Below are 26,536 nucleotides of genomic sequence, written 5' to 3'. Positions count from 1 at the left end.
CACAACCGTCAACAGCCAAAACGTTCTCCAATTGTTCCTTCAAATGATCAAATATGCACGCTCGGGCCTGTTGGGCCCAAACGGGTGGTCGATCACCATTTTCCAGTTTCCATCCTGCTGACGGCGCAGGACCGCGGCCGAAAGCGCCGTCATCGGCCCGTCAGGTCCGGGCGCGGTCCAGGACATGAGGTGCAGGCCAATATCACCCGCGACCACGACCTCATGCGCGCCATAGGTGAAGCTTACACCGCTTGCGACGAATTCGGTGAACATTGCACGCAGAGCGGCATCACCGCCGATGGGCTGGCCTGGCTCGCCGACGACGACCGCTTCGGGTTCGTAGGTTGCCATTATTCCGTCGATGTCACCGGCGGCGAAGGCCGTGGTCATCGCCGAGATGGTTTCAAGGATTTTCGTTTGGTCCATGGTGTCCTCTGCATGGGTTGTGGAAGCGAGCGTCGCGGCAAGCAGAGCGGCGGCTGCAATGATCTGAAGCTTCATGTTGGTCTTCCTTTTTGGTTTCCGTACGGCGACCATGCTGGTATGTTGTGACAGTTTCTGTCAGGGGCCATCCATTGCGACTGTTTCGTCTGTTCCGATTGTTGGACGTCATGCGCCTGCGTTCCACGCCGGTGACTGCGGCCTCACTGGCGGTTGATCTCGGTATCTCGGTCCGCTCCATTTATCGTGACATTGCCGATCTGCAGGCGATGGGCGCCCCTATCCGCGGCGAAGGCGGTTTGGGCTATGTCATGGAGAGGGGCTATTTCCTGCCCTCGTTGCGGTTCGAGGCGGACGAGCTGGATGCCATCATCCTTGGTCTGAAGCTGGTCCACGAACGCGCAGCACCCGTCCTAGACGGTGCGGCGGTACGAGCGGCCGCCAAGATATCCTCGGTGCTTGGCGAAGGGCAAAAGGACAGCATGATCGACCCCGCGCTGGAGGCGGGCCCGTCCAGAACGATGTATGGCGACGGCAACTCGGCGACCTATGCGACGTTGCGTGCCGCGATCTCGGCCAGGGAATTCCTGACTATCGGATACCGGAACTCTGAAGGTCGGCTCTCGACGAGGGAAGCGCGGCCCTTGGGTTTGACCTTGTTCGAGAATGCTTGGCTGCTGACGATCTGGAGCGAGGCCGCGCAGGATTTTCGGCACTTGCGCTTGGATCGAATTTCTTCAGTGATCACTACTGGCAAGCGGTTCCGCTTGGAACGAGGTAAGCGCTTCAAGGATGCGATCGACATTGAGCGCGGCAAGATCGCCTTGCAGACGCCCGTGAGCTAGCATTCCAGGTGTCCAACTTGGCTATGGAATTATTTTTCGTTGTTGCAACAGGAGACACATGCCAAATCCAGACCAACGACGTGCGTATGTTGACTGACGTCAAGGCACCTGCGGAATATATGGATCAACTTGAAGACGATTCGCATCGGGATAGGCTGCAAAGCATCCAGAGCCGACGTTGATCCATTGACGTCAAGCCGCATAACCTGAACCCGATAAGCCCGAACCCTCCGCTCCAAAATTAGACCGCCTGCTCCAGGTCATTCGATGGCGGTCAGTCGCATCCAATCGGCTCACAAACCGCGCGGTGAAAAGCAGCTATCACAAATTCGAGCAATGGGCTGTGGGCCCGCTTTGAGGCTGGCTGCAGTCATCCATGTCGGCGTCAGCCCACCCAGAGCGGCAATTTTGGGCGCTGCACCGCTGCAAGGCAGCTTCGAGCCCATTGCGGTCATTCAGGATGAATGGGTTAGTGACTGAAATCCTGTTTCAACCATCGAGATGAGAAGCAATGCGTTTTCACGCCTTAGGTCGGGTTCAACGGACGGTCTCCTCGATCTGGACCGCCGAACTTTTCCAATCCCGCCTCGTTCCACGCGGACAGTTGCGAGACAATTCCGCCCAACGCTAAGGCCCTTGCCGTCAGCGCGTAGCCGACGTGCCGCCTTGCGTCGTTCTTCTCTACGCGTTCGACAAGGTCGAACTTTTCTAATTCGCGGAGTTGTTCGGTCAGAACCTTCCGGCTGATCCCTGGAAGGGAGCGAGTGAGCTCGAGAAAATGCTGTTCTCCATTCGACAGCGCATGCAGGATATTGGGTTTGTGCTTTCCGCCTAGCGCCCGAAGCGTTTCGGCAACAGGACACTCGCCCCTCGATGATAGAAACCCGCGTATCGGGCGCTGTTCAGAACCGTCCATATCCGCCCTCCGGTTACAAAATAGTGCCTAATTGAGTGAAACTTCCAACCATGAAATGTCGATTCCACAGCAACTAGATAGAGGCGATTCGGATGCCAAGCAAAACCAAAGTTGAGACCATTCGGATGCTTCCATTCGGAATGCTAAACGCTTTCCTTCTGATCCGAGGCGAAAATGTGATTCTGGTCGATACCGGGCTTCCGAACTCTGCACCGCTGGTCAAAAAAGCGCTGCAAAAGAACGGTTTGGACTGGTCAAATATCCGTATGATCATATTGACCCACGCGCATATTGACCACGCTGGCTCAGCATTGCAACTGCAGGAGCTAACTGGAGCGCCACTCGTCGGGCACGAAGCTGACTTGCCCCTTTTCCTGGGCGCACCGCCGGTACTGCGGCCTACCAGTCTATTTGGAAGGCTGTTCCGCAAAACTGGAGCGATCCAAAGACCGTTTGCCTATTTTTCCCCGGATATTGTCTGTTCAACAGAAATGCCTGACCTGACAGAGGTTGGCATTCCGGCCCGAATACTTCACACGCCTGGTCACACTCCGGGCTCAATTTCGGTGCTGATCAAGGATGGCAGAGTCATAGCAGGAGATCTTGCGGCGTCGGGTATCCTGCTGGGTGGAATAATGATCAAGGAAAAACCGATGCAGCCACCGTTCGAAGAGTCGCCTCTTCTAGTGGCCGAGGCGCTCAAGAACTTGTTAGCCCACGACAGTACTCAGTTCTATCTCGGCCATGGCGGCCCGCTGGGTGTTGAGCCCATTCGAAAACACATCGCCCGCCTGGAAGCATCTAAATTTTAGTCAGCAAGTAGCTGGTGGGTATTGTCGGAAGAACTTGGCCTAAGGCGACGTGGGCGCCGATCTAGCCTGCCCGGATGACAAAACGCTCCCCTTTTCGCTACTTCAAGACGATCCCCGAGATCATCCCCCTCACCGAGCGCTCACTGATCAAGCCTAGCAGTGGAAATTCCAAACGCATTCACCTCACCCTCAACAAAAACAAGAGCCGAATTCTTCCTTAAACGTCCGCTTTGTCCGGATACTGTTGAAAAAGTCGCCGATCGAAGCGTTCTGACCAGCATCCAAAGCGAGCCGGTTGCTAGTCCCTCTCATGAGGGGGCTGGCACGGGCACCAATTTGGCCAGTTTGCGGAGGTTCTGGGCGGTTGCTGCGAGCTGGAATTGCTCGGTTGCTCCTTTGGGTCCACGCAGTCGCATCATTTGCAGCCCGATGTATCGCTTCAGATGGGCAAAAAGCATCTCGACCTTTCGCCTTTGCATGAACGAGGTCATGTAGGCGTCGGTTTTGCGGATGTCGCGGGCGATGTCTCTTGCTGCTTCGTGAACGGATCGGAGCACTTTCCTGGCAGGTTGGGTCGGGCAGCATTGCGCTTTCAAGGGACAGATGTCGCAATCCTGTTTGCGCGCCCGGTAGCGGATCAACCCGTCCTTGCTGACATTCGCGGGGCGCGGCTTCGAGAATTTCCGGCGGGACGTCTCGAGCGTATTTCCGGCAGGGCACGTATACCTGTCGGCGGTCGTATCGTAAGCAAAGTCCTCCCGCGAGAAGGTGCCGTCGGTGCGTTTCGATTTGTCCCAGACCGGGATGTGAGGTGCGATCTTGCGGTCCTCCACCAGCCAGCCCAGCATCTCGGCCGATCCGTAGCCTGTATCGCCGACAAGCTTGCCGGGTTTGATGCCGAAGCGTGCCTGCACCCGGTCAATCATGTCCCGCGCGGCACGCGCCTCCGCTGGTCGGATCGGAGCTGTGGGTTCGACATCCAAGATCACGGCATTGTCCAGATCCACCAGATAATTGGTGGAATACGCAAAATACGCGGCACCGCCATCGGCACCCGTCCAGCGCGCGGCCGGGTCCACCGGCGAGACGTATTTGGGAATGGCGTCGGTTGCTGCGCCGAAGGCCGCATCGTCGAGTGTTTCAAGATATTCGTCCACGGCGCGGGACGTGAGGTTTGGCGGCAGGCCTTCCTTGCTGTCGATGCCGCGTGTCTGATTGGCATTCGCCGGGATCAGGCTGGCATCGACACCGAAGCTGTGACCGCCGACCAAACCTTCATCCATGCAGCGTTGCAGGACGGTCTCGAACAGATGCCGGAACAGCCCGCTCTCGCGAAAGCGGCCGTGGCGGTTCTTTGAAAATGTCGAATGATCGGGCAGCGCGTCGGTCAGATCGAGCCTGCAAAACCACCTATACGCCAGATTGACATGGACCTCTTCGCAGAGCCGCCGCTCGGACCGGATGCCCATGCAATAGCCCAGCAGCAACATGCGGATCATCAGTTCGGGATCGATCGACGGGCGGCCGCCAGAGCTGTAGAAAGGCGCCAGCAGCGACCGCACATGAGACAGATCGAGGAACCGGTCGATACCGCGCACCGGGTGATCCAGAGGCACAAACCCTTCGATCGAGAACTCGTAAAACAGCGCGCCCTGCGCGACTTGCCTTGGCCCCATCATTGCGATGCCCTCCACTCCCAGATCGAGTGAATCAAAGCCCCGAACGCCAGGCAACAGACTTTTTCAACAGTATCTCCGCATTGCGGTCATCTGCGGCGCGAGAATGCTGCAGCACTGACCAGTGTCTGCTTCAGGGAATGCTGCCAGGCAGCATGGGGCGAGGCCGACCGGCAGGTAAGGGCCGTCCTTGCCGGGCCCAATGCGATCCGTTGCTCGAACATGCTGCAACCGATCTAACGGCGGCGAATGAGCCCAATGTGTCGGATGCTGCATTTACCACGAATGACTGCTTCGACGCTCCGGGCGCAATTCGCTGTAAGGACAGACATCATCTTCGAACGGCACATGCCGACGGCGAAAGCTTGTAGTCGGAACCGCTTCCGGGTTGCTGATCCTGTCCATTCGGAAATGGCGGAAGTCGTCGCGAGCAGGGTCCCAGCCGACGAGATACCATAGGGGGGGCAGGATCAGCATGGCTTGCGGTTCCACCTGCCGCTCGGTCTTGCGCCCTTTTGCATCGCTATAGTCGAACCGGATGAAGTGCCGGCCCAGAAACGCCGTCTCGAAGGCCACAAGGAGGTCGGGGTCCATTTTCCCCATATCCGACAAATCCTGCAAAGGTGACAGCTGGCCGATGTGCAGGCACTCCAAAAACGCGCGTAGGTCTTTCACCTTGTCCGACGGCAAGGCCTTTTCGATCTTGGCCAACCCCGCGTCGGCAAGCTCCGAGAAGGGTAAATTCCCGGCGGCTCGCATTGCCGCGACGCTGATCAGCAGCGCGAACACTTCGGGCACGGACAACTTGGCCCGTGGCTGCATTGATTGAGGGTCAAGCTGGAGGCCACCGCCGCGGCCGACCTCGGAATGGATCACATAGCCTTCGTCCCGCAATGCGCCGATATCGCGCAACACGGTCCGGCGGGAGGCACCAACCTCTTCGGCCAGCGCGTCAACAGTCGACGTGCCGTTGCGGCGAAGGCTGCGCACGATGGCGTCATGTCTGAGTCTCACGTTCATATCTCGACCCTATCACAAATGGTGACAATATTTGGCACCATTTCGCTCTACACCGATTCCAGCAACTGAAAACAAGGAGATTGCGACATGGAACGGACGGCAGTGAACCCCTGGGACTGGTCGATCAAACTGGGCTACAATCAGGCCGAAGTGATCGACGGCGCGACGCGGCAAGTGATTTGCGCGGGCCAGACCGCAGTGGACGAAAACGGCGCCCCCCAGCATCCAGGCGATATGCGCGCACAGATCAGTCTAGCCTTGGACAACCTTGAAGCCGTTCTCAAAGGGGCGGGCATGAATCTTGGCAATGTGGTCAAGCTCGGTGTCTATGCAACTGATGTCGACGAGGCGCTGAAGAACTTTGACCTGATGGGCATGCGGTTCGGACCCCATCGGGTCGCACCGCCGATGACCCTACTGGGCGTTACCCGCCTCGCGATCCCCGGCTTGCTGTTCGAAATTGAAGCAATGGCAATGGCGTAAAGCCAGTCACAGCGGCCATTTGGTTTCAAAACCCAAATGGCCGTTTCGTCCCGCGAACTGTGAATTCGCATGTTCGATGATTTAGCAGTCGCAGCGAAAGTCCGGTCTGACGAGCCGCACCGCAGCATCAGATTGGCTGGTCAACGGCAGCAATGGGCCGTTCTTGTCGCTTGGTCGATGTGGGCCTTACAACGCGAACCCAATTGGTCATGATTTGCCGTCGTCATGAATCTCCTCCTTGTGCCTCAGAGGCTCGGGGAAGGTGTCCCAATAGTGCGATCTGGTCCTAAGCTAGACTGACCCACGGAAGCTTCAGCTTGAAAACCGTCAGAAACCAAGCTATATATCTGACACTAGGAGACGAACATGCAAACCACATCTCAAGCGATCAAGGCCTATGCTGAAGCGCTGCCGGAGGGTGCGACCCTGTCGGCGCGGGAGTTGTTGCACCTCGGAGAGCGTGCCGCGGTCGACCAGGCGCTGTCGCGTTTGGTTCGGCGTGGGGAGCTTCTGCGTGTGAGACGCGGATTGTTTGCCTTGCCTGTGAAAACCCGCTTCGGTAACCGGGCGCCCTCGGTTGAAGCCGTGGTTGAGCATATTGCGAAATCAACCGGTGAACGCGTGTCGCAAAGCGGTGCGTCGGCAGCGAACCTGCTCGGTATTTCGACACAGAATCCATCCCGCCAAGTCTATTGGACTTCCGGGCCGAGCCGTCATCTGAAGCTCGGAGCGCAAAGCGTCGAGCTTAAACATGTGCCGAGCTGGCAGCTTCGTGCACCCAACAGTCGTGCTGGGCACGCCTTTCGGGCGCTCGCCTATTTCGGCAAAACCGAAGCTGCTCAGGCTTTGAGGCGTATCAAGGCGATGTTGAACGAAGAGGAGCAGCGCGAGCTTCTGAGCCTTCGAGCCTCTGCGCCAACCTGGATGGCCAAGGAACTTAGCGCGCTCGCGCCATCGCAATGACAGAGAGCCAAACTTACTTTTCCCTGGCGCGCGAAGACAAGATTGACGCGCTCGAAGTGGCCGCCTCGAAACTGGGGCGGCCTGCAGACCTGTTGGAAAAGGACGTCTGGGTCGTTTGGGTTCTTAACGCCTTGTTCGACAGTGATCTCGGCGAACACCTGGTTTTCAAGGGCGGAACGTCGCTTTCCAAGGTCTACAAGGCGATCGACCGGTTTTCAGAGGATGTCGACCTGACATATGACATCAGGCAAATCATTCCCGATCTGATCAAAGATGGAGAGGATCCATATCCGCCAAGCCGCTCGCAAGCTCAGAAATGGACCGAAGCTGTTCGGGGTCGCTTAGGCGAGTGGGTGGGGTCAAAAGTGGCCCCCATGTTGTCGGACAAGGTCAAGGCAGCGGCGCTCCTGGCGGAAAACCGTGTAGAAGGTGACAAGATCTATCTGGACTACGACGCGGTGCGCAGCGGCAGCGGATATGTTCGATCCTCGGTCTTGTTGGAATTTGGCGCCAGGTCCACAGGTGAACCGGCGCAGCTTCACGAAGTGGTTTGCGACCTCTCTGGGGCGCTACCTGAATTGTTTACGCCCGTTGCCATGCCTCGTGTGATGATGGCCGAACGGACGTTTTGGGAGAAGGCGACGGCCATCCATGCCTACTGCTTGCGGGGCACGTTTCGAGGCGGCGACCGCTATGCGCGTCACTGGTACGATCTTGATCGTCTGCAGGCTGTGGGTATCGCTGCACAGGCGCTGGAGGATAAGACGCTTGCTCAAGATGTTGCGAAGCACAAACAGCACTTTTTCCGCGAAACCGACCGCGCGGGTGCGACGATAAACTATGCCGACGCCGTCTCAGGGGCGCTTTGCCTGATTCCAGAGGGGGCGGCCCTGGAGGCGCTGGCCCAAGATTACCGGAAAATGCAGGAAGCGGGACTGCTTCAGTCAGACGCCATCGCTTTCGATGCCCTAATGGCTCGTCTGATGGATCTTCAAGATAAGGCCAATTCGCGTCCAGAGTGATGTGGGGCACGTTGCTTGCTTTCGGCGTCTTTGTGATTGCCAGAAGGTTCAGCTTCTGGCCTCGTTGCATACCCATGGTGAGCAAGAACGAAACACGTCAAACCGGCTTTCAAATCGATGTCAGCTTTGTTGGGGACTGCCAGGTGTCTCCAGCGGTGTTTAGGTTTTTGTGATGTGCAAAGTTTAGGTTTTAATGATCTTGGCCCCTCCTGCCCTTTGGTCAGGACCGCGCCCTACTCGGCCGGCTGCAGACAGCCGCCCTCCCCGAGCTGAAACGCCGCCTCTCCCTGCGAAGTACCGCTGGCCGTGCAGTCTCTTCCAGAGCCAGCCCGACCAGCCGTCGCATGGTCGTGGCAACGCTTCATCTCGGCCGTTCGGTTACGGTCGCTGGGGCGGGGGTGCGCCCTCAACGGTGCGAACAGATGTATGTGGCCATCGGCCCAATCAAGCATAAAGCATGGGAAGTGCTTCAACCATGACGTTAGTCGTTGCAAAGATGGCTGTGCAAAATAGTGTGGTTCGGAGAGGGTTCCGATAATGTCTTCAATACTCAAGTTTTTCCGAATTGCATTCTTTCTCGTCCTGTATTTTTTCTTATGCATGGTCGTGGTGACCACAATGCTTCAGGGATGGCCGGTTGGCGGCCAGATGCTGTTTGCATTCGGTGTTCCCGTCATTCTGGTCTGGTGGCAAGAAAAACGGAGATCGCGGAAAGTCGCTGCAAAGGCGCAAGCCGAGGAAAGTTCCAAAAACCTACCCGCCCGACCTGAACCGGTGCCGCGCCCAAGTGCCTATGACAAGCGTATCGAGCGTGAGCGCGAACGAACTCGCGAAGCCATTGCGTCCAAAACACCGGCTGCCGTTCAGGCCTATTCCGCACCTAAGCAGGACTACGCCGAAATCGTTCGCGCTGGAAAGTCTGCGGCGCCAGCTCTTTCGGCGGCCGCTGAACGAAACCAGCCCTCGCGAGTGGCATCGAGCGCATCGGCCCGATCATCGAAAAGTGGGTGGGTCCCGTCTAGCGAAACAGCTAGCGTGGCCGGCCGCAACATCGGCGGGATGGTCTATGTCGGCACGCCTCCCTTGCTGAACACCAAGGGCTATCGTGAAAAGTGCCGAGCCTATATCGATCCCTCGCTGCAAGTGGCAAAGTTGGGTGCCGATGTTGCTGGCAGCGGGTTACCCTACTGGCCAAGCTACTCGGAAATCTCCCCGGAATGCAGAGCGACGTATCTCAATTGGCTTGCAGGTGGTCGAAAGGATGCATGGTTCGATGCTGGATATATGTTTCTCTATTTCTACGGCTTGGAACGCCGCTTTTTCGTCGATCAGTCAGAGGAAGACGCAAAGGCAATAGTTCAGGAGGTTCGTCGCTTAAAGTCGCTTTACCACGACAATCACTCCGTTCAGCGTTATCTTGGTGAGTTTCTTGACGTAGCATTGATCGCTGTAACCGACCTCGACGCTATCGAGCCGATTTTCGAGAAGCAGGGCTGGGAACTTCCGTTCTCACTCAAATACGCAATCGGAGCTCGGATCGACAAAGGCGAGAACCTGACAGCTGACTGGTTGCTGAGTTGGTTCATCTGCCATCCGGAAACAAATCTGAGAACTCCCGCAACGCGGTGTCGTGACGAGTTCGTCGCTCTTTTCCGTATGCGGTTTGATCGGCGTTTTCCTGATGGGCTCAAAGTGACCAAACCCCGGAAATCACTCACGGCATCCTATCGGGCCGCCTCCAGCGAGTTTCAGGGGTCCGCCAACCCAACAGTCGACGGCAAGCCGGTCCCGGATATCTCAGGCCTGCGCAAACCGGTTGAGATTGCCCAGGAATTGGCTGACGAGGTGATGAACGACCTCGACAAACTAAGCCGTTTCCTGGGCCGAAATCCTGATGGCCGCGGAAGCGTGGAAGCGCATGCCTTATTGCCCTCTGAACTGTGGGATTCCTTCCCATCGGAGGAAATGAACCGCTTGAAATCTTGGGCTGCCGATATCGTCGATCGGGGGGGATTGGTGCCGCTTGAAGAGGTGATCGGACGTCTGGAGGGAGAAACGAACGAGAAGATCGGGAAACGGCAAATGACGGGAGCGGCCGACGCGCTCGCGCGCCTCGGTTTTGGTCTGGCGCCCGACCCTCGGTTTGCGCTCCGGTCGCCCAAGGCGGAAGAGCCTGTTGTGCTGTTTCGTCTGGGCGAGCCTATCGAGCGACTGGAGGACGTTTCCGACAGCTATCGAAGCGCCTTGATCGAATTGGCACTTGGGTCGTTCGTTGCTCATGCGGATGGTCGCATCGCGGAGCCTGAACGCAGGGCGTTGGAAGAGCAAGTTGCTGCCGCGGCCCTCAGCGATCAGGAACGCCGCAGGCTGCGTGCAAACCTTGAATGGTTCCTGGCCGTGCCACCGGACATGACGCTTCTGCGGCGCAAATTGAAGGAGGTGGGCCAAGACAGCCAAGCCGCTATGCGGGCATCGCTGGTAGGTGCAGCACATGCCGATGGCATTATTCACTCCGACGAAGTCGCAAGCATCGAGAAGATCTACAAGGCCTTGGGCCTTGATCCTGCGCTGGCCTACTCGGACCTGCATGCTGGCGAAGTTGCGGATGGTCCACGCACCGTTCGTGCCTCGCAACCGGGTCGCCCGGGCGAAGCTATACCCGCGCTTGAAAAAGCCAGCGGACCGAAGCTCGACGCTTCGCGGATCGCGGCAATCCGTTCGGACACCGAGCGCGTGTCGTCCGTCCTCGGTCAGATTTTCGATGTTGAAGAGGAAGAAAGTGGTGCCTCTGGGCCTGCCAGCCAAAGCCAGCTGGCAGGGCTTGACCCGAAACACGGTGCCCTTGTTCTCGAACTGGTTACTCGGGAACATTGGTCTGAGACCGAGTTCGAGACGATCTGCGCCTCGCATGGCTTAATGGCGTCCGGGGCTTTGGAAGCCGTGAATGAATGGGCTTTTGAGACCTACGATGAAGCGCTTCTCGACGAGTATGATGGATATGACGTGTCTCCGGCGATTGCGGAGGCGGTAAGAGAAAAGATGAGTGCGGAGGGCAGGGATGTCTAAGTTGAAACCACGTGAACGCGATGCAATCGTACAGGCGCTTCGGGCCGGGGTCGTGCCCAAGCTCGGCCTGCGTCACATCCAGGTTGGCCGCGTCCGAGAGATTGAAGAACTCGTCAAAGACATGGACCGGATATCCGATGGCGGATCGGCAATCAGGTTCATCATCGGGGAATACGGATCGGGCAAGACGTTCTTCATGAACCTGATCCGCCTCGTCGCCTTGGAGAAAGGTCTGGTCGTGATGTTCGCGGATCTGGCGCCGGATCGCCGCATTCACGCGACCGGCGGACAAGCTCGGGGGCTGTATGCCGAGATGGCCCGAAACCTCTCGACGCGGACCAAGCCCGATGGTGGGGCATTGGCCAGCGTGGTGGAGCGTTTTGTCAGCCAAGCTCACCGAGACGCTGAAGAACGGGATTTGCCAACAGGGTCTGTCATCCGTGAACGCCTAGGCCACTTCGAAGAACTCACCGGGGGGTTTGAGTTCGCGGAAGTCATCCGTCGATATTGGGAAGGCCATGAAGCAGGCGACGACGAGCTGAAATCCGCGGCCCTGAGATGGCTGCGCGGCGAGTTCGCGACACGCACCGACGCGCGCAAAGCACTCGGTGTGCGAACGATCATCGACGACGCCAGTGTCTATGACCATCTGAAGCTGATGTCGGCATTTGTGTGCGAGGCGGGATATAAAGGATTGCTGGTCGGCCTCGACGAGATGGTGAACCTCTACAAGCTCACTTCGTCGCAGGCTCGCAATGCAAACTACGAGCAGATCCTCCGGATCCTGAACGATGTGCTGCAGGGCAGTGCCGAGAACCTCGGTTTCCTTATGGGTGGGACCCCGGAGTTTCTGATGAACACCCGTCGAGGGCTCTATAGCTACGAAGCCCTCCAATCGCGTTTGGCCGAAAACACCTTCGCGCGCGACGGATTGGTCGACCTTTCAGGACCCGTTGTCCGGCTCGCCAGCCTGACCCCAGAAGACCTCTTCGTTCTCTTGGCCAATGTCAGGCGGATCATGCAGGGCGACGCTGGTGCTCTGCCGGACGACGCGCTCGAGGCCTTCATGGCGCATTGCTCGGACCGGATCGGTGAAGCTTACTTTCGCACCCCGCGCAATACGGTGACGGCCTTCGTGAACCTGCTTTCCGTGCTCGAGCAAAACCCCGGTGTCGAGTGGAGCGATCTGATCGAAAAGATCAAAGTCTCCGAAGACCTCGGCGAAGACATGACCGAGGTAGACGAGTCGATTGGTGCCCAAGACCCCGGTGACGATGATCTGATCAGCTTCAAGCTCTGACGCCGATGAGCAGTGCGTTCGACAAACTGGCGAGGCCTGTGCAGAAATGGATACGCCAGAAAGGATGGCGCGAACTTCGCGACATCCAGGCGCGATCCATCCGGACGATCTACGAGACCAACGCCGATTTGATCGTTGCGGCGTCCACGGCGGGCGGAAAGACCGAGGCGGCGTTCCTGCCGTTGATTTCACAGGCGCTTGACGCGCCGTCGGGCGGCACCGGCTTCGACCTACTCTACATCGGCCCGCTGAAAGCCTTGATCACAGACCAGGCAATGCGGCTGGAGGGCATCTGCCAGGAAGCAGAGCTTCCGGTTGTTCCCTGGCACGGGGATGTCTCGCAATCGATCAAGACGCGTGCGTTGAAATCTCCAAAAGGGATCCTGCTGATAACCCCAGAGTCTCTTGAGGCGCTTTTCATTCGTCGCGGTTTGGAAATTGCCCGCCTGTTTGGGGCGACACGTGCGGTCGTGATCGACGAACTGCACACGGTTCTGGATAGCGAACGCGGTGTCCAGCTTCGTTCACTGCTCACACGGCTCGAGCTCGCGATAAAGCGCCCAATCCGTCGGATAGGTCTGTCAGCTACGCTAGGCGACATGGACCTCGCTAAGGCCTATCTTCGCCCTGACGCCGCAAACGCTGTCCAGCTGATCGAAGCAGATGGCGGCGAGGCTGAATTGAAGCTTCAGCTTCGCGGTTACCTTTCCGGCGATGAAGATGAAAATAGCCCATCCGCAACGGACGCGATAGCAGCCCATCTGTTCAAGCATCTTCGAGGCAGCGACAACCTGGTCTTTGCCGGAGCGCGCCAACGGGTCGAGATTTACGCAGATCGGTTGCGGGAGCTTTGCGAACGGGAGCACCTGCCACAGGAATTCTATCCCCACCACGCGAGCCTCTCCCGAGAACACCGTGACTTCGTTGAGCGGCGCTTGAAGGACCCTGCGAAACCGACGACAGCCGTTTGCACATCGACGCTCGAGCTTGGAATCGACATCGGTGACGTGACCTGCGTGGCTCAAATCGGCGCGCCATTCAGCGTCGCGGCGTTGCGACAACGGCTTGGCCGATCAGGCCGGCGTGAAGGACAGCCGGCCATTCTCAGGCAGTATGCTGTCGAAGCCAAGTTGACGCCGGAGAGCAGTTTCGTGGATCGTCTTCGCCTCGGCCTGATCAGGTCCATCGCGATGATAGACTTGCTGCTGGAAGGCTGGTGCGAACCTCCAAAACCTCAGGCGCTTCATCTCTCGACGCTCGTCCACCAGATACTGTCAGTCATAGCGCAGCGCGGCGGTGCGTCTGCAAGCGTGGTCTACAATGTGCTCTGCCGCGAAGGCCCCTTTCGGAAGGTCACAACCGAAATATTCACAGATGTTTTGCGTGCGATCGGTCATCCTTCAACCGGCTTGATCGAACAGGTCGGCAGCGGGCTGTTGCTTTTGGGACCCGCGGGCGAAAAACTGGTTGAGCATTACAGCTTCTATGCGGTGTTTCAGACGCCTGAGGAATTCCGGTTGGTCGCAGAGGGGCGGGACCTTGGAACCCTGCCGATCGATAATGTTCTTGCCCCTGGGATGCTATTAATATTCTCTGGGCGACGTTGGGTTGTTCAAGAAATCCATGATCGTGAAAAGGTCATCGTCGTCAAACCCGCGAAGGCTGGTGTGCCGCCCGTCTTCGGCGGCGATGCGGGGGACATTCATGACAAAGTGATCGACCGAATGTTCGCCGTGCTCGAGGGGGATTCCAGCCCAGCTTACATGGATACAGTCTCTTTGATGATGCTCGAGGAAGCGCGTGCTCACTATGAACAGCTGGGGTTTAGGGCCAATAACCTACACACCATTGGCGAGCATACATCAGTCATTGCGACGCGGGTCGGTACTGTGAAGACATCAACCCTCGCGCTAGCACTGAGAAGTGAGGGGTTTTCGGTCGAACTGCATGACGGGTTTCTGATGGTGGAGGCCGGGGACGAAACCCCCGATCTTCAAACGGTACTAGCGCACATTCGATCTGGCGAACCTGTCGATCTGTTCGCTGGAGCTGGGAATTTAATGTCGGAGAAGTTTCATCCTTACCTGTCGCAGCCCCTCTTGGAGTTGGATGCAATTTCTTCCAAGCTTGCGCCCGATACTCTTACCGCGATGGTCGGTAGAATCGTCCCAGCATAATATGTGCGGCAATACTCGTTGACTGTTTTCATCGCTCCTAGGGCTAGTGATTGCTTTGTCTCCGCCAAGAAAGGACGGCATCTTCCGTTCCCGCAACTGGTGCCGCGTCACTCCAACGATCCCAGAAATTGACTGTCGCGCTATTGGGCTTGAAGCGCGGCTCGGACACCACAACTCGCGTCGGAAGCAAGCTCGCATCGCCGACCACCAATGCCTCACCGATGTCGAGGACCGGTAGAAGATCACCAAACCCGCCGAGGCTGTCAGGCAGCAACCGTTTGATCACGGATTGATCGTCGCCGTTGGTCAGCCGCATCGCAATGACATTGTTGCACTGGCTCAGAACGGTGCGGTTCACTTCGGATGGTCTTTGGCTGATAACCACTAGTCCAACACCGTATTTCCTGCCTTCTTTGGCGATCCTCTCGAAAATCCCGACAGAGATCTCATCGGCTGACTCTGACGATGCACGCTCCGGGATATACAGATGTGCCTCATCGCAGAACAATGCGATGGGATGACGGTTGTCTGGTGGCGTCCACTGGCTGACTGTGAATATCAGCCGAGCAATCAAGCTGACCATGAGCGGCAGGATGTCGGACGGCACTTCCGAGAAATTGATGATCTTGATCCCACCCTTGCCATCAGCTTGCGATCCGCGCCCGCCTATCAGGAAATGCGTTACCTCCGACAGCCAGGCCATATCCATACAGGCTGCTGGCGGCTGAAATATGAACCCAAGCCTGCGATCATTTCGTTTGGCTTCAAATCGTGCGATCAGGCGGCTCAGCTTGTCGAAGTATGGCCCTTGCTTTTCCTTGTTGCTAGCACCCGGAACCATCTGTTCGTTCAAGTCAGATAGTTGCTTGTGGACACCGTCGATATCGAAAGGCACGGGGCTATCGATAGTGAAATTTGCAAGAATGTCGGCGTGTTTTCCCGGATCAAGCATTGCGCGCTTCGCATCGGTGATACAGCGCGTCATGAGCATGGCTTGGTTCGGAGCGTTCTGATCGGACCGATCTACAAACAAAGCGACCAATGCCTCATAGCCGAGAAGCCAGAACGGTAGATGCAGAACACCGTCGGCCAGTCGGCGATCGTGTCCAATGTCCCCCGGCCCAGCGATGCGTAGATGCCGAAACTCGTCGCTATCGAGGGTCTGGTACTCACCATGGATATCGAACAAGATTACGTTGGCTTGTGGAAGACCGGCAATCTGGTCTAGGAGCCGCGCAGTTGTGTATGATTTGCCGCTGCCAGTGCTACCGACCACGATGGCATGACGTTGGAACAGACGGTTGCCGTTCAAGAAGGCCCGCGCGTCCTCGTCCAATGCATAGCGACCAAGATCAAGCTGCGGGCCGTCGCCGGAAACCTGCGAAATGACCTGCATGAAGTCTGTCAGGCGCTGACCTTCCAAGGAAAAGCAATCCGCATCGATTTCGGGCACAGTCTCTAGGGTGCGCTTAAAGACGTTCTCTTTCAGCCCCTCTTTGTTTACGAGTGTTCCAATCAGAGCGACCCGAACAAGGTTGTTTTCGGGGAGCGTGGCTTCCGGATCCTCCTCAGCCCCATCTATTGCAGTTTCGTCACCTGCCTTGCGTGTGATGCGCGAAACTATCCCGATTAAGTGCTGCCCGGCTTTCGAGCTTCTGATCGCGGTCAACCGATTGACCTGAATCCGTTTGAGGCGTTCAAGTTCATCGACTCGCACCGTCACAGTGGCAGTATCGACGGCGATAATTTTGCCGAGACTTTCATTATCGTTGAAATCAAGTATGCCCAACTCTTCCTCCTAAAACCCAATCAATTCGTTCAATGCAGGCAACTCCCAATATTTGCCCCCGGTAACAACAATACCGTCTGGGCTGTCACGGTTGTAAACCATCGTCCCCTCATCGTGGTTCTCGAGCGCGAGGTAGTGACGCCCGGCGTTGTTCTTGAGAAAATCCTTGGCTTCGGGCGTTAAGGTGCGCGCTGCGACAAGGATGGGAACGTCATGCACACGACAACGCGTCATCAGCTTCGGATGGATATGGCCGTCGCGGAACCCGTATCCTATGCAAATGAATGCGGTCGCGGCACTCAACACACGATCGGCGCCCTGTATCGCGCTCCGAAAGGGCTCGTCGTGCGTCCGCTGATATTTGCTTACACCTGGCGTGACGATCAACGGAACCAAACCATCGGGCAACTCGCTCGTCATCGGTAGCGACATCACACCCCCATGCGGGTCTGAAAACCAATCAAGAGACCCGTGGACTTTCCAGACTGTGACCGTCCGCGCCAAATTGGCCCCTTGTTTGAAAATCAGATTCTCCGCCCCATCGGCCCGTCGCAGATAGCCCGGAAGGAAACCCGTGTTGTGGATGTAGCCGCCTGAATCGGCTGCATACTCTGCAACGCGGTCGTAGTTTGTTGTTACGACATGGATATTGCGGTTTGTACTTCGGAATAAACCTGTGAATAGGGTGCGGAGCGGAAAAATGGTCTCGGTCTTTATAGCTGATTTGAGCAGGCTATAATCGCCCTGAGCGATGAAGTCCCAGGTACTTCGGACAATCTTGACAACCAAGGAGTCGGGTAGAGGCTTGTTTTCTAGTGCTGCTTCTAAATGATCTCCAGCGGCCAAGGCTGTTCTAACAAGTGTCCAGGCATCGACTTCCGGTCCATCGTCGGCCTGTACATTATCGCGGAGCCAAACGGCCAAATCCCCCATGCCACGAATGCCATGCGGTATCGAGGCCCCGCTGCCCAAGACTATCACTGGGCTATGCTGTGCACAGTTTTGGCACTGCTTTGCGAGTTCTTCTAGTTCCAAAGCTATTTTGCCTCACTTCTTGTACTTCGGCTTAGTTTGTCTGTGCCCGAAAACGATTTGGTCCAAAATTTCGCTCTTACGATACCCCCGGTAGCACTTCTTTGTCACAGCAAGTTTTCGCTGTCGTCGCAAGGTGGGTGCGTCGGGAATCTGGCAAGTGACATGGATCCGAAAATGCCTGCTCCAGCTATGATCCATGCATCAACATGCGCCCTCTGGCATCTTTGACGGCTGTTCACCATCCTTCCTTAGCGGCCAACGCACTTCTCCCTTTGTCTGAGTTGCATGACATGCTGGTCGCAGCTGTCGTCCCGTCCACAAAGGTTGCCGCCGATCTTTTTCCCCTGACCCTGCGGGTCATTCCTCGCGGAGCAAAAAGACCGGCACCTGCCCCTCTCCGCTACGCTTCGCCTTCGGTGTGCCCGGGCCTTGGCCAGCTGCAAGGTGACCATCATTGCAACGCAAACAAGGAGAAGAGCAATGACCACGAACTGCATCAAATTCACCAGCGCCGACATCGAGACCGCCAAGGGCACAGGCTCCATCTCGACCCTGACCTTCGACCTCGACATCACGGTCGAGCCCGTCGCGAGCACGAACCCGATGGCCCCCACGCACCGCGTCCTCGGCCGCTCCCCGCGCGGCAAGCTGGTCGAGTGCGGCGGCATCTGGAAGAAGCAGAACAAGGAGACCGGTGCCGACTACTACACGCTGACCATCCGCGACCACGGCTTCAACGCCAACCTCGGCAAGGCCGCGAACCAGGACGATCTGTCCCTGCAGGCCGTCATCCCCTGGGGCCCGAAAGACGCCGCCTAAGCCAAGGGCCAGACCGCTCCGGCGGTCTGGCTATTTCTCGTTATGAGGAATGGCAGCGGTTCGGGTCCGAAACCCGTGTCAGAAGGATGCGGCATATTTCGGACGCTGACACCGAGGCGGATAGTCTGACTGGATCGATCGCAGAAGCAGCTTTGATCGTTCTGTTGAGGGACAGAGTGGATCGCGCGAACCCGAGGGTGAGCCGAAAGTCAGCAGGGGAAAAATGGGAGCCCACTGTGCGAGGTAAGCGCACCCCTTCTCTCAGTCGAGCAACCCGCGCTTGGGTCGTGTTGGCGAGGCTTCCAGGGTGCCGAACTCACCCTTTGCCGCGAGGGTGTAAACCGCAGATCAACGTCATGCGTCCGGGGGGCGACGTCTCACGTCAGGGCCACCGTCGCGCGCCTTTCCGTCGACCTGTTGGCCTCTCAGATCGCTAGCCCGGGGTCGAGCGGCCGGCAACGCTGGGGGCAGGTTTCTGGACGGCTGCGCCTTGAGCGCTGCGGTGCACCGCTCACAACAAACCTGCCCCCGGCGTGCTCCATTTCATTCCGCCCCGTGCCGGGTGCAGCCCGCTCTCATGCCCCCGGTCTTTTCCACGATCCGTCCAACGACGATCAACGGAAAGGATCACACCATGACACTCGAACAATCCATCGACCTCGCCGAACTGCAAGCCGACATGGCCTTTGATGCCTACCTCGCCGCGTTTGATGAAGACGCCCATCCCGAGACACTCGACAGCCTCGAGACCGAGGCGCTGATCGCCCGCAGCCGCTACGACGACCTGCGCTCTCAGGGACTGGGTCACTGACCCAGACACCCCTGCGGGTCTACTGATCCGCAGGGGTTTGACACCGTCTCTCAGAAGCTTCGTGACGCCCTCGAATGGTGGGACCCGCGCTATCTCGCGCGGGCCGTTTTCGTGTTCTTCGCGCCCGATCCGTTACCGGCTCGGGCGCTCGGTTTGCCTGACATCGCGTGCTGCTCCAGCGCAAGTTTAGGCAGATTAATTCGACCAGATTGCCGCGCATCGATGAGGACGGCGGCGTTCCATGTCGCGCTGCGGAGCAGTCTTGACTGCACCCTATTGCCAGCAAAAAGACACAGCATGCAAAACGTTATATTGCGCAATGTGATGTATTGAAGTATAAGCAAAGGAGAGAAGGAAGACGTTGGCAGGATATGGCCAATGTTTGCACATTTTGTCCGAGGGGTCTGTCATGGGCGTTTCCCGCAAAGCTGAATGCTCCGCCGCACGCGAAAGCGATTGCGAGCAATCGCTGCCTCGCGCGCGTCTGCGCATGCAATCTTTTTCTGGCAGCGGGAGAACGCCCTAGTGCCGAGGCCAGCGAAAAACCTGAAGCTTGAAGAGCGCATCGAAGTGGCGCGGCGCTTCACGGCGGGCGAGAGCGCGAAGGAGCTGGCGGCGGCGTTCGGTATCTCTCCGCGCCACGTGAACCGGCTCGCGAAAGAGGAGGCGGGCGAGGGGATCGCAGCGCGCGATCCGAGCGAGACAGTGGCTTTCCGGGCTAGTCAGTCTGAGCTTGCAGCGTTCGATGCCGAGTGGCGCGAACGGGGTTTTTCCAACCGGTCACAGGCGCTCAATGCGGTGCTGCGCGGACGGTGCGGTTTCCTCGATGTGCCCCGTGATCTGGTCGCCGAATTTTGCGCCGCATGGCGACAGGCGAAGGATGTGAGCGACGCTGGCATGGTGCTCGCCAAGGCGGTCCATCGCGGTCGGCTGGAGGTCTCGGCGGCGGATCGCGCAGTGCTGATCGAACTGCTCGATCTTGCGCAGTCGATGAGCCGTGAGATGGGCCGGATGAAGGATGCGGCGCAAGCGCTGCGTCATCAGGAGTGGCCGCAAAGGGAAGAAGGGCAGGGGGCGGATGGCGCGGTTCTGGAGGGCACCCCGCGCGAGACCGTGACAGGTTTGAGGCTCGTCAGGAATGGCTGATCCGCTCGCCCTCTATGCCTCGGTCATGGGCCGGCTCTGGGAGGATGAGCGTATCCGGGGTCAGGCCGCGGCGCGGATCGACGCGCGGCTGGCGGGGCGTCGGCAGGGGCGAAGTTTCTCGCGCGTCGGATCCATGTCGGCGCGCAACGCGCTGAAAGTGGCTTCAGGGCAGAGCCGGGCTGCGGTGTTCAAACGGATCCGGGCAGGAGGCTGCAAGACGAGGTGTAGCCTCGGGGCGCAGATTTCCTACATCAACGACAAGGCGGTATACACCTATTCGACGATGACCAACGCGCTGACCGATGCGGCGGTGCTTTCTGAGGAGCAGAAAGAAGACATCATCGAGGATTGGGCCGGGACCTGGCGCGGCTCGACCAAGCTCGGGTTCACCTCGCACATGCTGCTCTCGTTCCCGACCGACGTGACGGTCGATCAGGTGTGCGACATCGCCATGGACTGGACGGAGCATTTCTTCGAGAGCGGGGAATATGGCGATCAGTGGGACTATGTCCTCGCGGTCCATGACGACCGGGCGCACAAGCATGCCCATATCATCCTGAACAATCGCGGCGTCGAAAACGGCACCTGGTTCTCTTGCTGGGCCGAGGGCGTGATGTCGCCGCAGCTGATGCGCGAGAAGCAGGCCGAGATCGCTGAAGGCTACGGCGTGACGCTCGACGCCACCACCCGGCTCGAGCGCGGCATTTTCGAGAAGCCCGCCGGGATTGAGGAGATCTACCGCGCCAAGGAAGAGGCCCGCCTTCCGCGCGAGATCGTCATGACGGCCCAGGAATCCGCCATGGCGCAGGCGCAGGTGGTGGGCTTCGCCAAGGACTACAAGTACCTCGCCGACCTGCTGGACCGGATGGACCAGCGTCACATGGCGCGCGCCGTGCGCGGCATGGCAGACGGTCTCGGCTCCGGCACGCCCTGGAACTTCACCGAAGGAGAGATAGACATGAAGGACATCAAGACCGTCGGTGATGCGATCGACTATTCCGAGCGCACGATCGAGGCGCTGAGGCTCAAGGCCGAGGAATTGGACCCGGCCGAGCGCGCCGCCTTCGAGGCCAAGGCCGCGCCGATCATCGCGGACCTCTCGCAGATGGTGCCTGACCCGGAGCTGCGCGCACGGTTTGGAAAGCAGCTCGAAGAACCCTATCCGCCGGGGGCGGGCAGCGAAGTGCTGATTGCGGCGCTGCAATCCGGCAATGACGAGGGGCTGCGCTACGTGCTCGAGCGCGCCGAGGAGGTGGGCATGGACAGCGAGGAGCTGGTAGCCCGGATCACTGCCGGCGGCACGCGCAACTACGGCATGGCGCAAGACTGGGTCGAGCGCGACATGAACGCGGTGCTGGCCAAGGACGGTCTCAGCGTGGAGACCGCGAGTGACGACCAGCTCGATGCCGCGCTCGAAAAGGTCGACGGCGTGATGGACGCACTGATGGAGCGGGCGAAGGAACTGGGCGTCGAGATCGGCCGAACCCTCGCGGACGAAGAGGAGGCGACACTGCCCCTCATCGACGAAGACGACCGGACGCCCAATCCCTACCTGCAGGACCTGGCCGACATGCTTCGGGACGGCAAGCTCACCGAGGAACAGGAAGAGGTGGTTGAGCGGACCCTGCAATCCGAGCTCTTCAAGGAGTTGGGTGAGGAGGGTTTGGCTGCACTTCGCCGCGGCAACTACGAGGTGCTGGACGCGGCCCTTCCGAGCAAGCTCGACCAGATCACCGTCACGCAGGAATTCCTCGAGATGACGTTTGAGGAGACCGGCGACCAAGTCTTCACCGACCGCGCCGCCGGGTTGCAGCAGGACAAGGCGACGGAGGTGGCGCGGATGCGCGGCCAGCAAGAGGCGCAGGAAATGGGGCGTGAACTTGCCCGAAACAAAACACTAGATCGTGGTCTCGATGACGAGATGGAATTCTAAGGGGGAGATGACAACCATGACCAAGACACTCCCCCTTTGGGCCGCGCTCCTCTTCGGGGTGATCTGCGGCGCCGTCATCGGCACCATCGTCGCCGCCTTCTACCTGACCCTGGCCCTGAAAACCGGGTTTGGTAGTTTTGACATGCTGGCGCTCTGGAAAGCCAGCGCGGGCACCCGAGCGGCGCATCCCGAAGCGTTCAAGGTGGGGTTTGGCGCCGTAGGCTTCGGGGCGATTGGCCTCGGCGCCCTGGCGCTTGCCTGGACCTGGAAGAAGGAGCGGGACGACTATGGCTCGGCCCACTGGCAGACCAAGGCGGAGCTGAAGAAGAACGACATGCTTCAAGCGCCTGGCAAGGGCTTTGTCTGTGGCAAGCTCGGAGCCCCGACGTCCAAAGCTGAGTTCATCTCCTCGACCACCATCCCGCATGTGATGATGGTCGCGCCGACCCGGGCCGGTAAGGGGGTTGGCTTCGTGATCCCGAATCTTCTGAGCTTTGCGGGCTCGGTTGTGGTGCTGGACGTGAAGGGCGAGAACTTCGAGAAGACCGCGCGGCTCCGGGCGCTCAACGGCGACGAGGTCTATCGGTTCAGCCCGTTTGATTGGGCCAATGCCACGCATCGGTACAACCCGCTTGCGCGGATTGCCAAGGCCCCGACATTCGCGCAGCGCTTCACCGAGGTCTCGATCCTGGCAGACCTCTTCCTCGACAAGGACAACAAGACGCTCGACACCTTTTCCGAGGCCGGCAAGTCGATCTTCGTTGCGGCCTGTCTGCTGGCGATCCAACGCGGCACGCCGAACCTCGGCGAGGTGAACAAGATCGTCGCCGGGGGCGAATACAAGAACGCCCAGTACAAGACCTATGCCGACGAGGCCGAGGAAGACATCCTGCGCGAGCTCTGGACCAATGCGGCCTCAGCCTCGTCGCGGCTGCTGACCTCGAACATTCAGGCGCTGATGACGGCCGGTCTCAAGCAATGGGACAACCCGGCGGTGCGCTCGGCCACCGAGGCGAGCGACTTCGATTTCTCGACCTTCCGGAAGACCCCTCAGTCGCTTTACATCGCGGTGTCCGAGGATCACATCGCGACGCTGGCGCCGCTCTTGCGCCTGATGTTCGCCGATCTCATCGCCTCGATCCGGCTGAACGAGCCCGGCCCGGACGAGCCCTGGCCGGTCATGATGATGATCGACGAATTCCAGCAGATGGGGGCGATGCCCTATCTCGAGCGGGCGATCCATTCGCTGGCAAGCTATGGCGGCCGCGTCGCGATGATCGCGCAGTCGCTGGCTTCGCTTGATCGGATTTACGGGCCCGAGGGCCGTGAAAGTCTCGAGAACGGGGCAGGGCTGAAGCTCTACATCACCCCGCGGGACCAGCGCACGGTGAAAGAGGTCTCCGCCGCGGTCGGCAGCACCACCCGCGAGGCGGTGACCCGGATGTACGGTCGCAACAAGGGCTTCCTTGGCGCGACCTCGACCTCGGCGCGTCTGGAAGAGCGGCCGCTACTTTCCGAGACGGAAGCGCGCCTCATGGATCCCGACGAGGTCATAATCCTCGCTTCGCCCCAGCACCCTATCAAGGCTAGCCGGATCAAGTATTACGACGATCCGTTCTTCAAGGACATGCTGGCCCGCCAGGACGGCAAGCCGTTCCCCTATCCGCCGAGTGTGCAGGGCGTGGGGCCCTGGGGCGGTGACTTTGAGGTCGGCGCAGACGACCAGGCGAAACTAGCCGAACGTGCGCCTGTCCGGGATCGATCGCAGCGGCGCGAAGCGCGCGCGATGAGCGTGATGCCGATTGAGGCCGGACGCGGGCAGCCCGAGCCCGAGACGCTCGAAAGGGAAGCCGCCGTGCCGAAGGATTGGAAGGCGGCGCTCGACCGGCAGGAGGACTTCATCGAGGAATTGTTGGGAGGGTGAGCGCCGTCGACTAGTCCCCTATTCGTCGTAGTAGAATTTCAAGTCGCGTCGCTCTTTCAATTGGGCAGGTCGGTAGGGTTTGACCTCGCCACACTGGGCGACGGCCTTGGCTCGCATGCGCTCTTCGACTGAAGGATGGAGCGGGAAGTCGTCGCCAACTGCGCGAATTCCCTTCTTCCAGCGGATGCGGAGGGGGCCAAATGCTACCATCGCGTCTTCGCGGTGCTGCAAACCCAGAGGGTCAGGGGCGCGGTTCAAGACGTTCTCGTTGATCTGGATCGACGGCACGCAGTCTTTCAATTCGTCGACCATCCAATCGAGGGCGATATCGCTCAGGCGGGACTCTGCCTCAGGATAGCTTCCACCGATGTCGCTATGACAGCCCGGGAACCAGACCTGCTTCAACCACTTCGGCTCTCGATCTTTGGTCTCAATCGCGGCCGCCTTCGATGCCCATCCAACCCTTGGAAAGTCAGCACGGTCTTCGTCGATCGCCATGGCGTGACGGGCGTGTTGGACATCGGGATCCAGCCACTTGTCGTAGTTGCGCTTGTTCCAAGCCGCGAAATGACCCGTCTTGAGAATCTGCGGCCAATCGGTTGGGCGCCAGAGCTTCAGTTTGCGCTCGGGATCGTCCGAGAAATACTTGAAGTTGTCGAGCAACAGGGAACCTAGCTGCCAAAGAAGCGCGACTAGAAGTACGCCAAGCGGAACAACCAAAAGCCAAGACCATCCGAGTGCAACGCCTGCGGCCAAAGCCGCCCCGACCCCGAACGTGACGCCCCAGACCAAGGTGCGGACAACTGCCGTTCGCAGTGATGCCACCGTGTCGAAGACCCCGATGAATGTTGGCTGAACGTTTCCCTGATTTTCTTCGCCTACGAGCGGAAAGCTCGAATACTTCTTGCGAAATCGCTTGCCGAGTTCTTCACGGTTCTTGAAGTAAGGATCTTGTCCGCGCGGTTTTCCAGCACCGTGATTATACACGAATTTTACAGCGTCCTTGGCGATCTTGCGCAATCCGGGGCCGTAACGCGGGACCGGCGAACCATCTGGCATCTGCGTCGGGACACCGCAGAGGTTCATAACGTTTGCAAGTGCTCTTACTGTGTAGGCCCCGCGCGAGAACCCAAACAGCAACACACGGTCGCCGGGCTCGTAATGGGCGATGATCTGCTCGTAGCAATCGATTATGTTGTGGTCGATGCCAGTTCCGACGGCGCTTTCCAGGATGGGCTTGATCCGACCGAAAAACCCACCGCGTTCTCCTGTTCCCAAGCCCGGGTCGTAAAAAGCCACTTGGTCCTTAGGGCTAATTGGTGAATCTGGGCCGGGACGCATGGCTCGATACATCTTGTAAACATTCGACAGCCGTTGGTCTGGCCTGGCGCCACCCATCTGGCCGGTTCCGTCCGAGAATATGCAGATGTTCTTTACCATTTGTCGCCCTATTCAAGAACACGAAGTACAGTCAAAATCCTAAACCTGCAGCAGTTCTGCCAAGCTAGGAGAGAGTGCAGCGGAAATGTTTCGCCCGAGTCGGGAAAAATTAGAACATAGTGGAAACACATATGTCTACCTGATATTGTGACACATGAGAAGGGATTGCCCAATATGTTGGATACGATGCAGCAAATGGAAGTGTTCCCGACGACAGTCGATCTCAAGCGGGTCGACCTGTCTATCAACATGCGGCGCTTCTATAGAATGAGTGTTCAACCAGACCTGTTTGGCGGCGCATGCCTCGTGCGGGAATGGGGCCGTATCGGGTTTCGAGGGCAGATGATGATCGAATTTCATGATGACGAGGGCAAGGCTGTCACGGCGCTCATGAAGCTCCATGCTAGCAAAAAGCAGCGAGGGTATAGGGCAGCCGTGGCGCAGAACTAAGATTGAATTTTAGAGAAGAAGATTTCGCATAGCATGTATTTCGCGTTTGTTTTCGGCAACCGGATCCTCCACCTTTCGGCGGTCCAGAATCCGTAGGCAGCTTAAGACCAACCGGGCACCAGTCATGGCTGGATCAGAGCCCAGTGGCAGGTCACCGCACACCAGGAAGAGCATAAACTCGAATACGAGCCAATTAATGAGCGATAGCCGATGGCAGCTCTGTGTTGATGATCAGTAACACGCTCGAAAGGAGAATTTTTCTGTCGTTCCATCGACGCGGTTGACCCAGAAGCAGCGCGTTCCGTAATCCGCCGTTCTTACACTGAAGCTTTCAATTCCCGGGCCGATCTTTTCGGCGGCTTCGGGATGCATATGCATGAGATGCGTTAGTTGTTGATTTCCACCGAGAACTGACCCGGTTAGCGTCCTAATTTCCATTGAGAATTGACCCATGTGACCCTTCCCCCA

Annotated in this window: 22 protein-coding genes; 14 read left to right on the top strand and 8 right to left on the bottom strand. The window is 58.5% G+C overall.

Annotation, left to right across the window (positions count from 1 at the left end; genetic code table 11):
• Window positions 1-39: 39 nt before the first annotated feature.
• A complete protein-coding gene (locus I3253_RS15975) occupies window positions 40-501 on the bottom strand; it encodes a YybH family protein (protein WP_197918817.1) in 462 nt (153 codons plus the stop codon).
• 74 nt (window positions 502-575) lie between these two features.
• On the opposite strand from I3253_RS15975, the gene I3253_RS15970 reads away from it, so the two are divergent.
• Window positions 576-1,286 carry a helix-turn-helix transcriptional regulator gene (locus I3253_RS15970; protein WP_197918816.1) on the top strand — a complete coding sequence of 237 codons (711 nt, stop codon included), beginning with the start codon at window positions 576-578 and terminating at the stop codon, window positions 1,284-1,286.
• A 526-nt stretch (window positions 1,287-1,812) separates the two neighbouring features.
• Here I3253_RS15970 and I3253_RS15965 read toward each other — a convergent pair.
• Window positions 1,813-2,202, bottom strand: coding sequence for a winged helix-turn-helix transcriptional regulator (locus I3253_RS15965; RefSeq protein WP_197918815.1), 390 nt, complete (start codon window positions 2,200-2,202; stop codon window positions 1,813-1,815).
• A gap of 92 nt (window positions 2,203-2,294) precedes the next feature.
• Here I3253_RS15965 and I3253_RS15960 point away from each other — a divergent pair, with 92 nt between their 5' ends.
• Entirely contained in the window at window positions 2,295-3,014 is a 720-nt protein-coding gene (locus I3253_RS15960; RefSeq protein ID WP_197918814.1) for an MBL fold metallo-hydrolase, read from the top strand.
• A gap of 308 nt (window positions 3,015-3,322) precedes the next feature.
• Here the strand turns inward: I3253_RS15960 and I3253_RS15955 are convergent, their stop codons facing one another.
• Together I3253_RS15955 and I3253_RS15950 are read right to left on the bottom strand one after the other, a co-directional pair.
• A complete protein-coding gene (locus I3253_RS15955) occupies window positions 3,323-4,693 on the bottom strand; it encodes a transposase (RefSeq protein ID WP_197918813.1) in 1,371 nt (456 codons plus the stop codon).
• 273 nt (window positions 4,694-4,966) lie between these two features.
• A complete protein-coding gene (locus I3253_RS15950; RefSeq protein WP_197918812.1) occupies window positions 4,967-5,710 on the bottom strand; it encodes a helix-turn-helix transcriptional regulator in 744 nt (247 codons plus the stop codon).
• 87 nt (window positions 5,711-5,797) lie between these two features.
• Here I3253_RS15950 and I3253_RS15945 point away from each other — a divergent pair, with 87 nt between their 5' ends.
• The 6 genes from I3253_RS15945 (at window position 5,798) to I3253_RS15920 (ending at window position 14,721) form a co-directional block, all read left to right on the top strand.
• Window positions 5,798-6,193 (top strand): RidA family protein, encoded by a 396-nt coding sequence (locus tag I3253_RS15945; protein ID WP_197918811.1) that lies wholly within the window; start codon window positions 5,798-5,800, stop codon window positions 6,191-6,193.
• Window positions 6,194-6,559: 366 nt separating this feature from the next.
• A complete protein-coding gene (locus tag I3253_RS15940; RefSeq protein WP_197918810.1) occupies window positions 6,560-7,156 on the top strand; it encodes a DUF6088 family protein in 597 nt (198 codons plus the stop codon).
• The gene (locus I3253_RS15935) at window positions 7,153-8,178 is read left to right on the top strand and encodes a nucleotidyl transferase AbiEii/AbiGii toxin family protein (protein ID WP_197918809.1); all 1,026 of its coding nucleotides are present in this window, start codon (window positions 7,153-7,155) and stop codon (window positions 8,176-8,178) included. The genes I3253_RS15940 and I3253_RS15935 overlap by 4 nt, the downstream gene beginning before the upstream one ends.
• Before the next feature lie 537 nt (window positions 8,179-8,715).
• The gene (locus I3253_RS15930) at window positions 8,716-11,244 is read left to right on the top strand and encodes a tellurite resistance TerB family protein (RefSeq protein ID WP_197918808.1); all 2,529 of its coding nucleotides are present in this window, start codon (window positions 8,716-8,718) and stop codon (window positions 11,242-11,244) included.
• Window positions 11,237-12,544, top strand: a complete 1,308-nt coding sequence (locus tag I3253_RS15925) for an ATP-binding protein (protein WP_197918807.1) — start codon at window positions 11,237-11,239, stop codon at window positions 12,542-12,544. Before I3253_RS15930 ends, I3253_RS15925 begins: the two co-directional genes overlap by 8 nt.
• A gap of 5 nt (window positions 12,545-12,549) precedes the next feature.
• Window positions 12,550-14,721, top strand: a complete 2,172-nt coding sequence (locus I3253_RS15920; RefSeq protein WP_197918806.1) for a DEAD/DEAH box helicase — start codon at window positions 12,550-12,552, stop codon at window positions 14,719-14,721.
• Window positions 14,722-14,764: 43 nt separating this feature from the next.
• Here I3253_RS15920 and I3253_RS15915 read toward each other — a convergent pair whose 3' ends face one another.
• Window positions 14,765-16,510, bottom strand: a complete 1,746-nt coding sequence (locus tag I3253_RS15915; protein ID WP_197918805.1) for an ATP-binding protein — start codon at window positions 16,508-16,510, stop codon at window positions 14,765-14,767.
• A gap of 9 nt (window positions 16,511-16,519) precedes the next feature.
• Entirely contained in the window at window positions 16,520-17,443 is a 924-nt protein-coding gene (locus I3253_RS15910) for an SIR2 family protein (RefSeq protein WP_143514619.1), read from the bottom strand.
• Between the two features lie 582 nt (window positions 17,444-18,025).
• On the opposite strand from I3253_RS15910, the gene I3253_RS15905 reads away from it, so the two are divergent.
• The 5 genes from I3253_RS15905 to I3253_RS15885 all read left to right on the top strand — a co-directional run bounded on the left by I3253_RS15905 (window position 18,026) and on the right by I3253_RS15885 (window position 24,178).
• A complete protein-coding gene (locus I3253_RS15905; RefSeq protein WP_037207756.1) occupies window positions 18,026-18,364 on the top strand; it encodes a DUF736 domain-containing protein in 339 nt (112 codons plus the stop codon).
• A 634-nt stretch (window positions 18,365-18,998) separates the two neighbouring features.
• On the top strand, window positions 18,999-19,175 hold the full coding sequence (locus I3253_RS15900; protein ID WP_165198475.1) for a hypothetical protein: 177 nt from the start codon (window positions 18,999-19,001) through the stop codon (window positions 19,173-19,175).
• A 432-nt stretch (window positions 19,176-19,607) separates the two neighbouring features.
• Window positions 19,608-20,321, top strand: coding sequence for a helix-turn-helix domain-containing protein (locus I3253_RS15895; protein ID WP_232272178.1), 714 nt, complete (start codon window positions 19,608-19,610; stop codon window positions 20,319-20,321).
• On the top strand, window positions 20,314-22,254 hold the full coding sequence (locus I3253_RS15890; RefSeq protein ID WP_084353828.1) for a relaxase/mobilization nuclease domain-containing protein: 1,941 nt from the start codon (window positions 20,314-20,316) through the stop codon (window positions 22,252-22,254). The genes I3253_RS15895 and I3253_RS15890 overlap by 8 nt, the downstream gene beginning before the upstream one ends.
• Before the next feature lie 16 nt (window positions 22,255-22,270).
• A complete protein-coding gene (locus I3253_RS15885; RefSeq protein ID WP_084353827.1) occupies window positions 22,271-24,178 on the top strand; it encodes a type IV secretory system conjugative DNA transfer family protein in 1,908 nt (635 codons plus the stop codon).
• 18 nt (window positions 24,179-24,196) lie between these two features.
• On the opposite strand, the gene I3253_RS15880 is transcribed toward I3253_RS15885, so the two are convergent.
• Window positions 24,197-25,618 (bottom strand): phospholipase effector Tle1 domain-containing protein, encoded by a 1,422-nt coding sequence (locus I3253_RS15880; protein ID WP_040701697.1) that lies wholly within the window; start codon window positions 25,616-25,618, stop codon window positions 24,197-24,199.
• A gap of 174 nt (window positions 25,619-25,792) precedes the next feature.
• Here I3253_RS15880 and I3253_RS15875 point away from each other — a divergent pair, with 174 nt between their 5' ends.
• Window positions 25,793-26,068: a WGR domain-containing protein gene (locus I3253_RS15875; RefSeq protein ID WP_007120621.1), complete on the top strand. Its 276-nt coding sequence runs from the start codon at window positions 25,793-25,795 to the stop codon at window positions 26,066-26,068.
• Between the two features lie 231 nt (window positions 26,069-26,299).
• Here I3253_RS15875 and I3253_RS15870 read toward each other — a convergent pair.
• Window positions 26,300-26,536 (bottom strand): DCL family protein (locus tag I3253_RS15870; RefSeq protein ID WP_197918804.1); only part of this gene is annotated, 237 nt, incomplete at its 5' end.

Origin of the sequence: Thiosulfatihalobacter marinus (genome assembly GCF_016019955.1) — a bacterium.
Classification (GTDB): Bacteria; Pseudomonadota; Alphaproteobacteria; order Rhodobacterales; family Rhodobacteraceae; genus Shimia; species Shimia marinus_A.
This window is presented reverse-complemented; position numbering and strand designations above follow the sequence as displayed.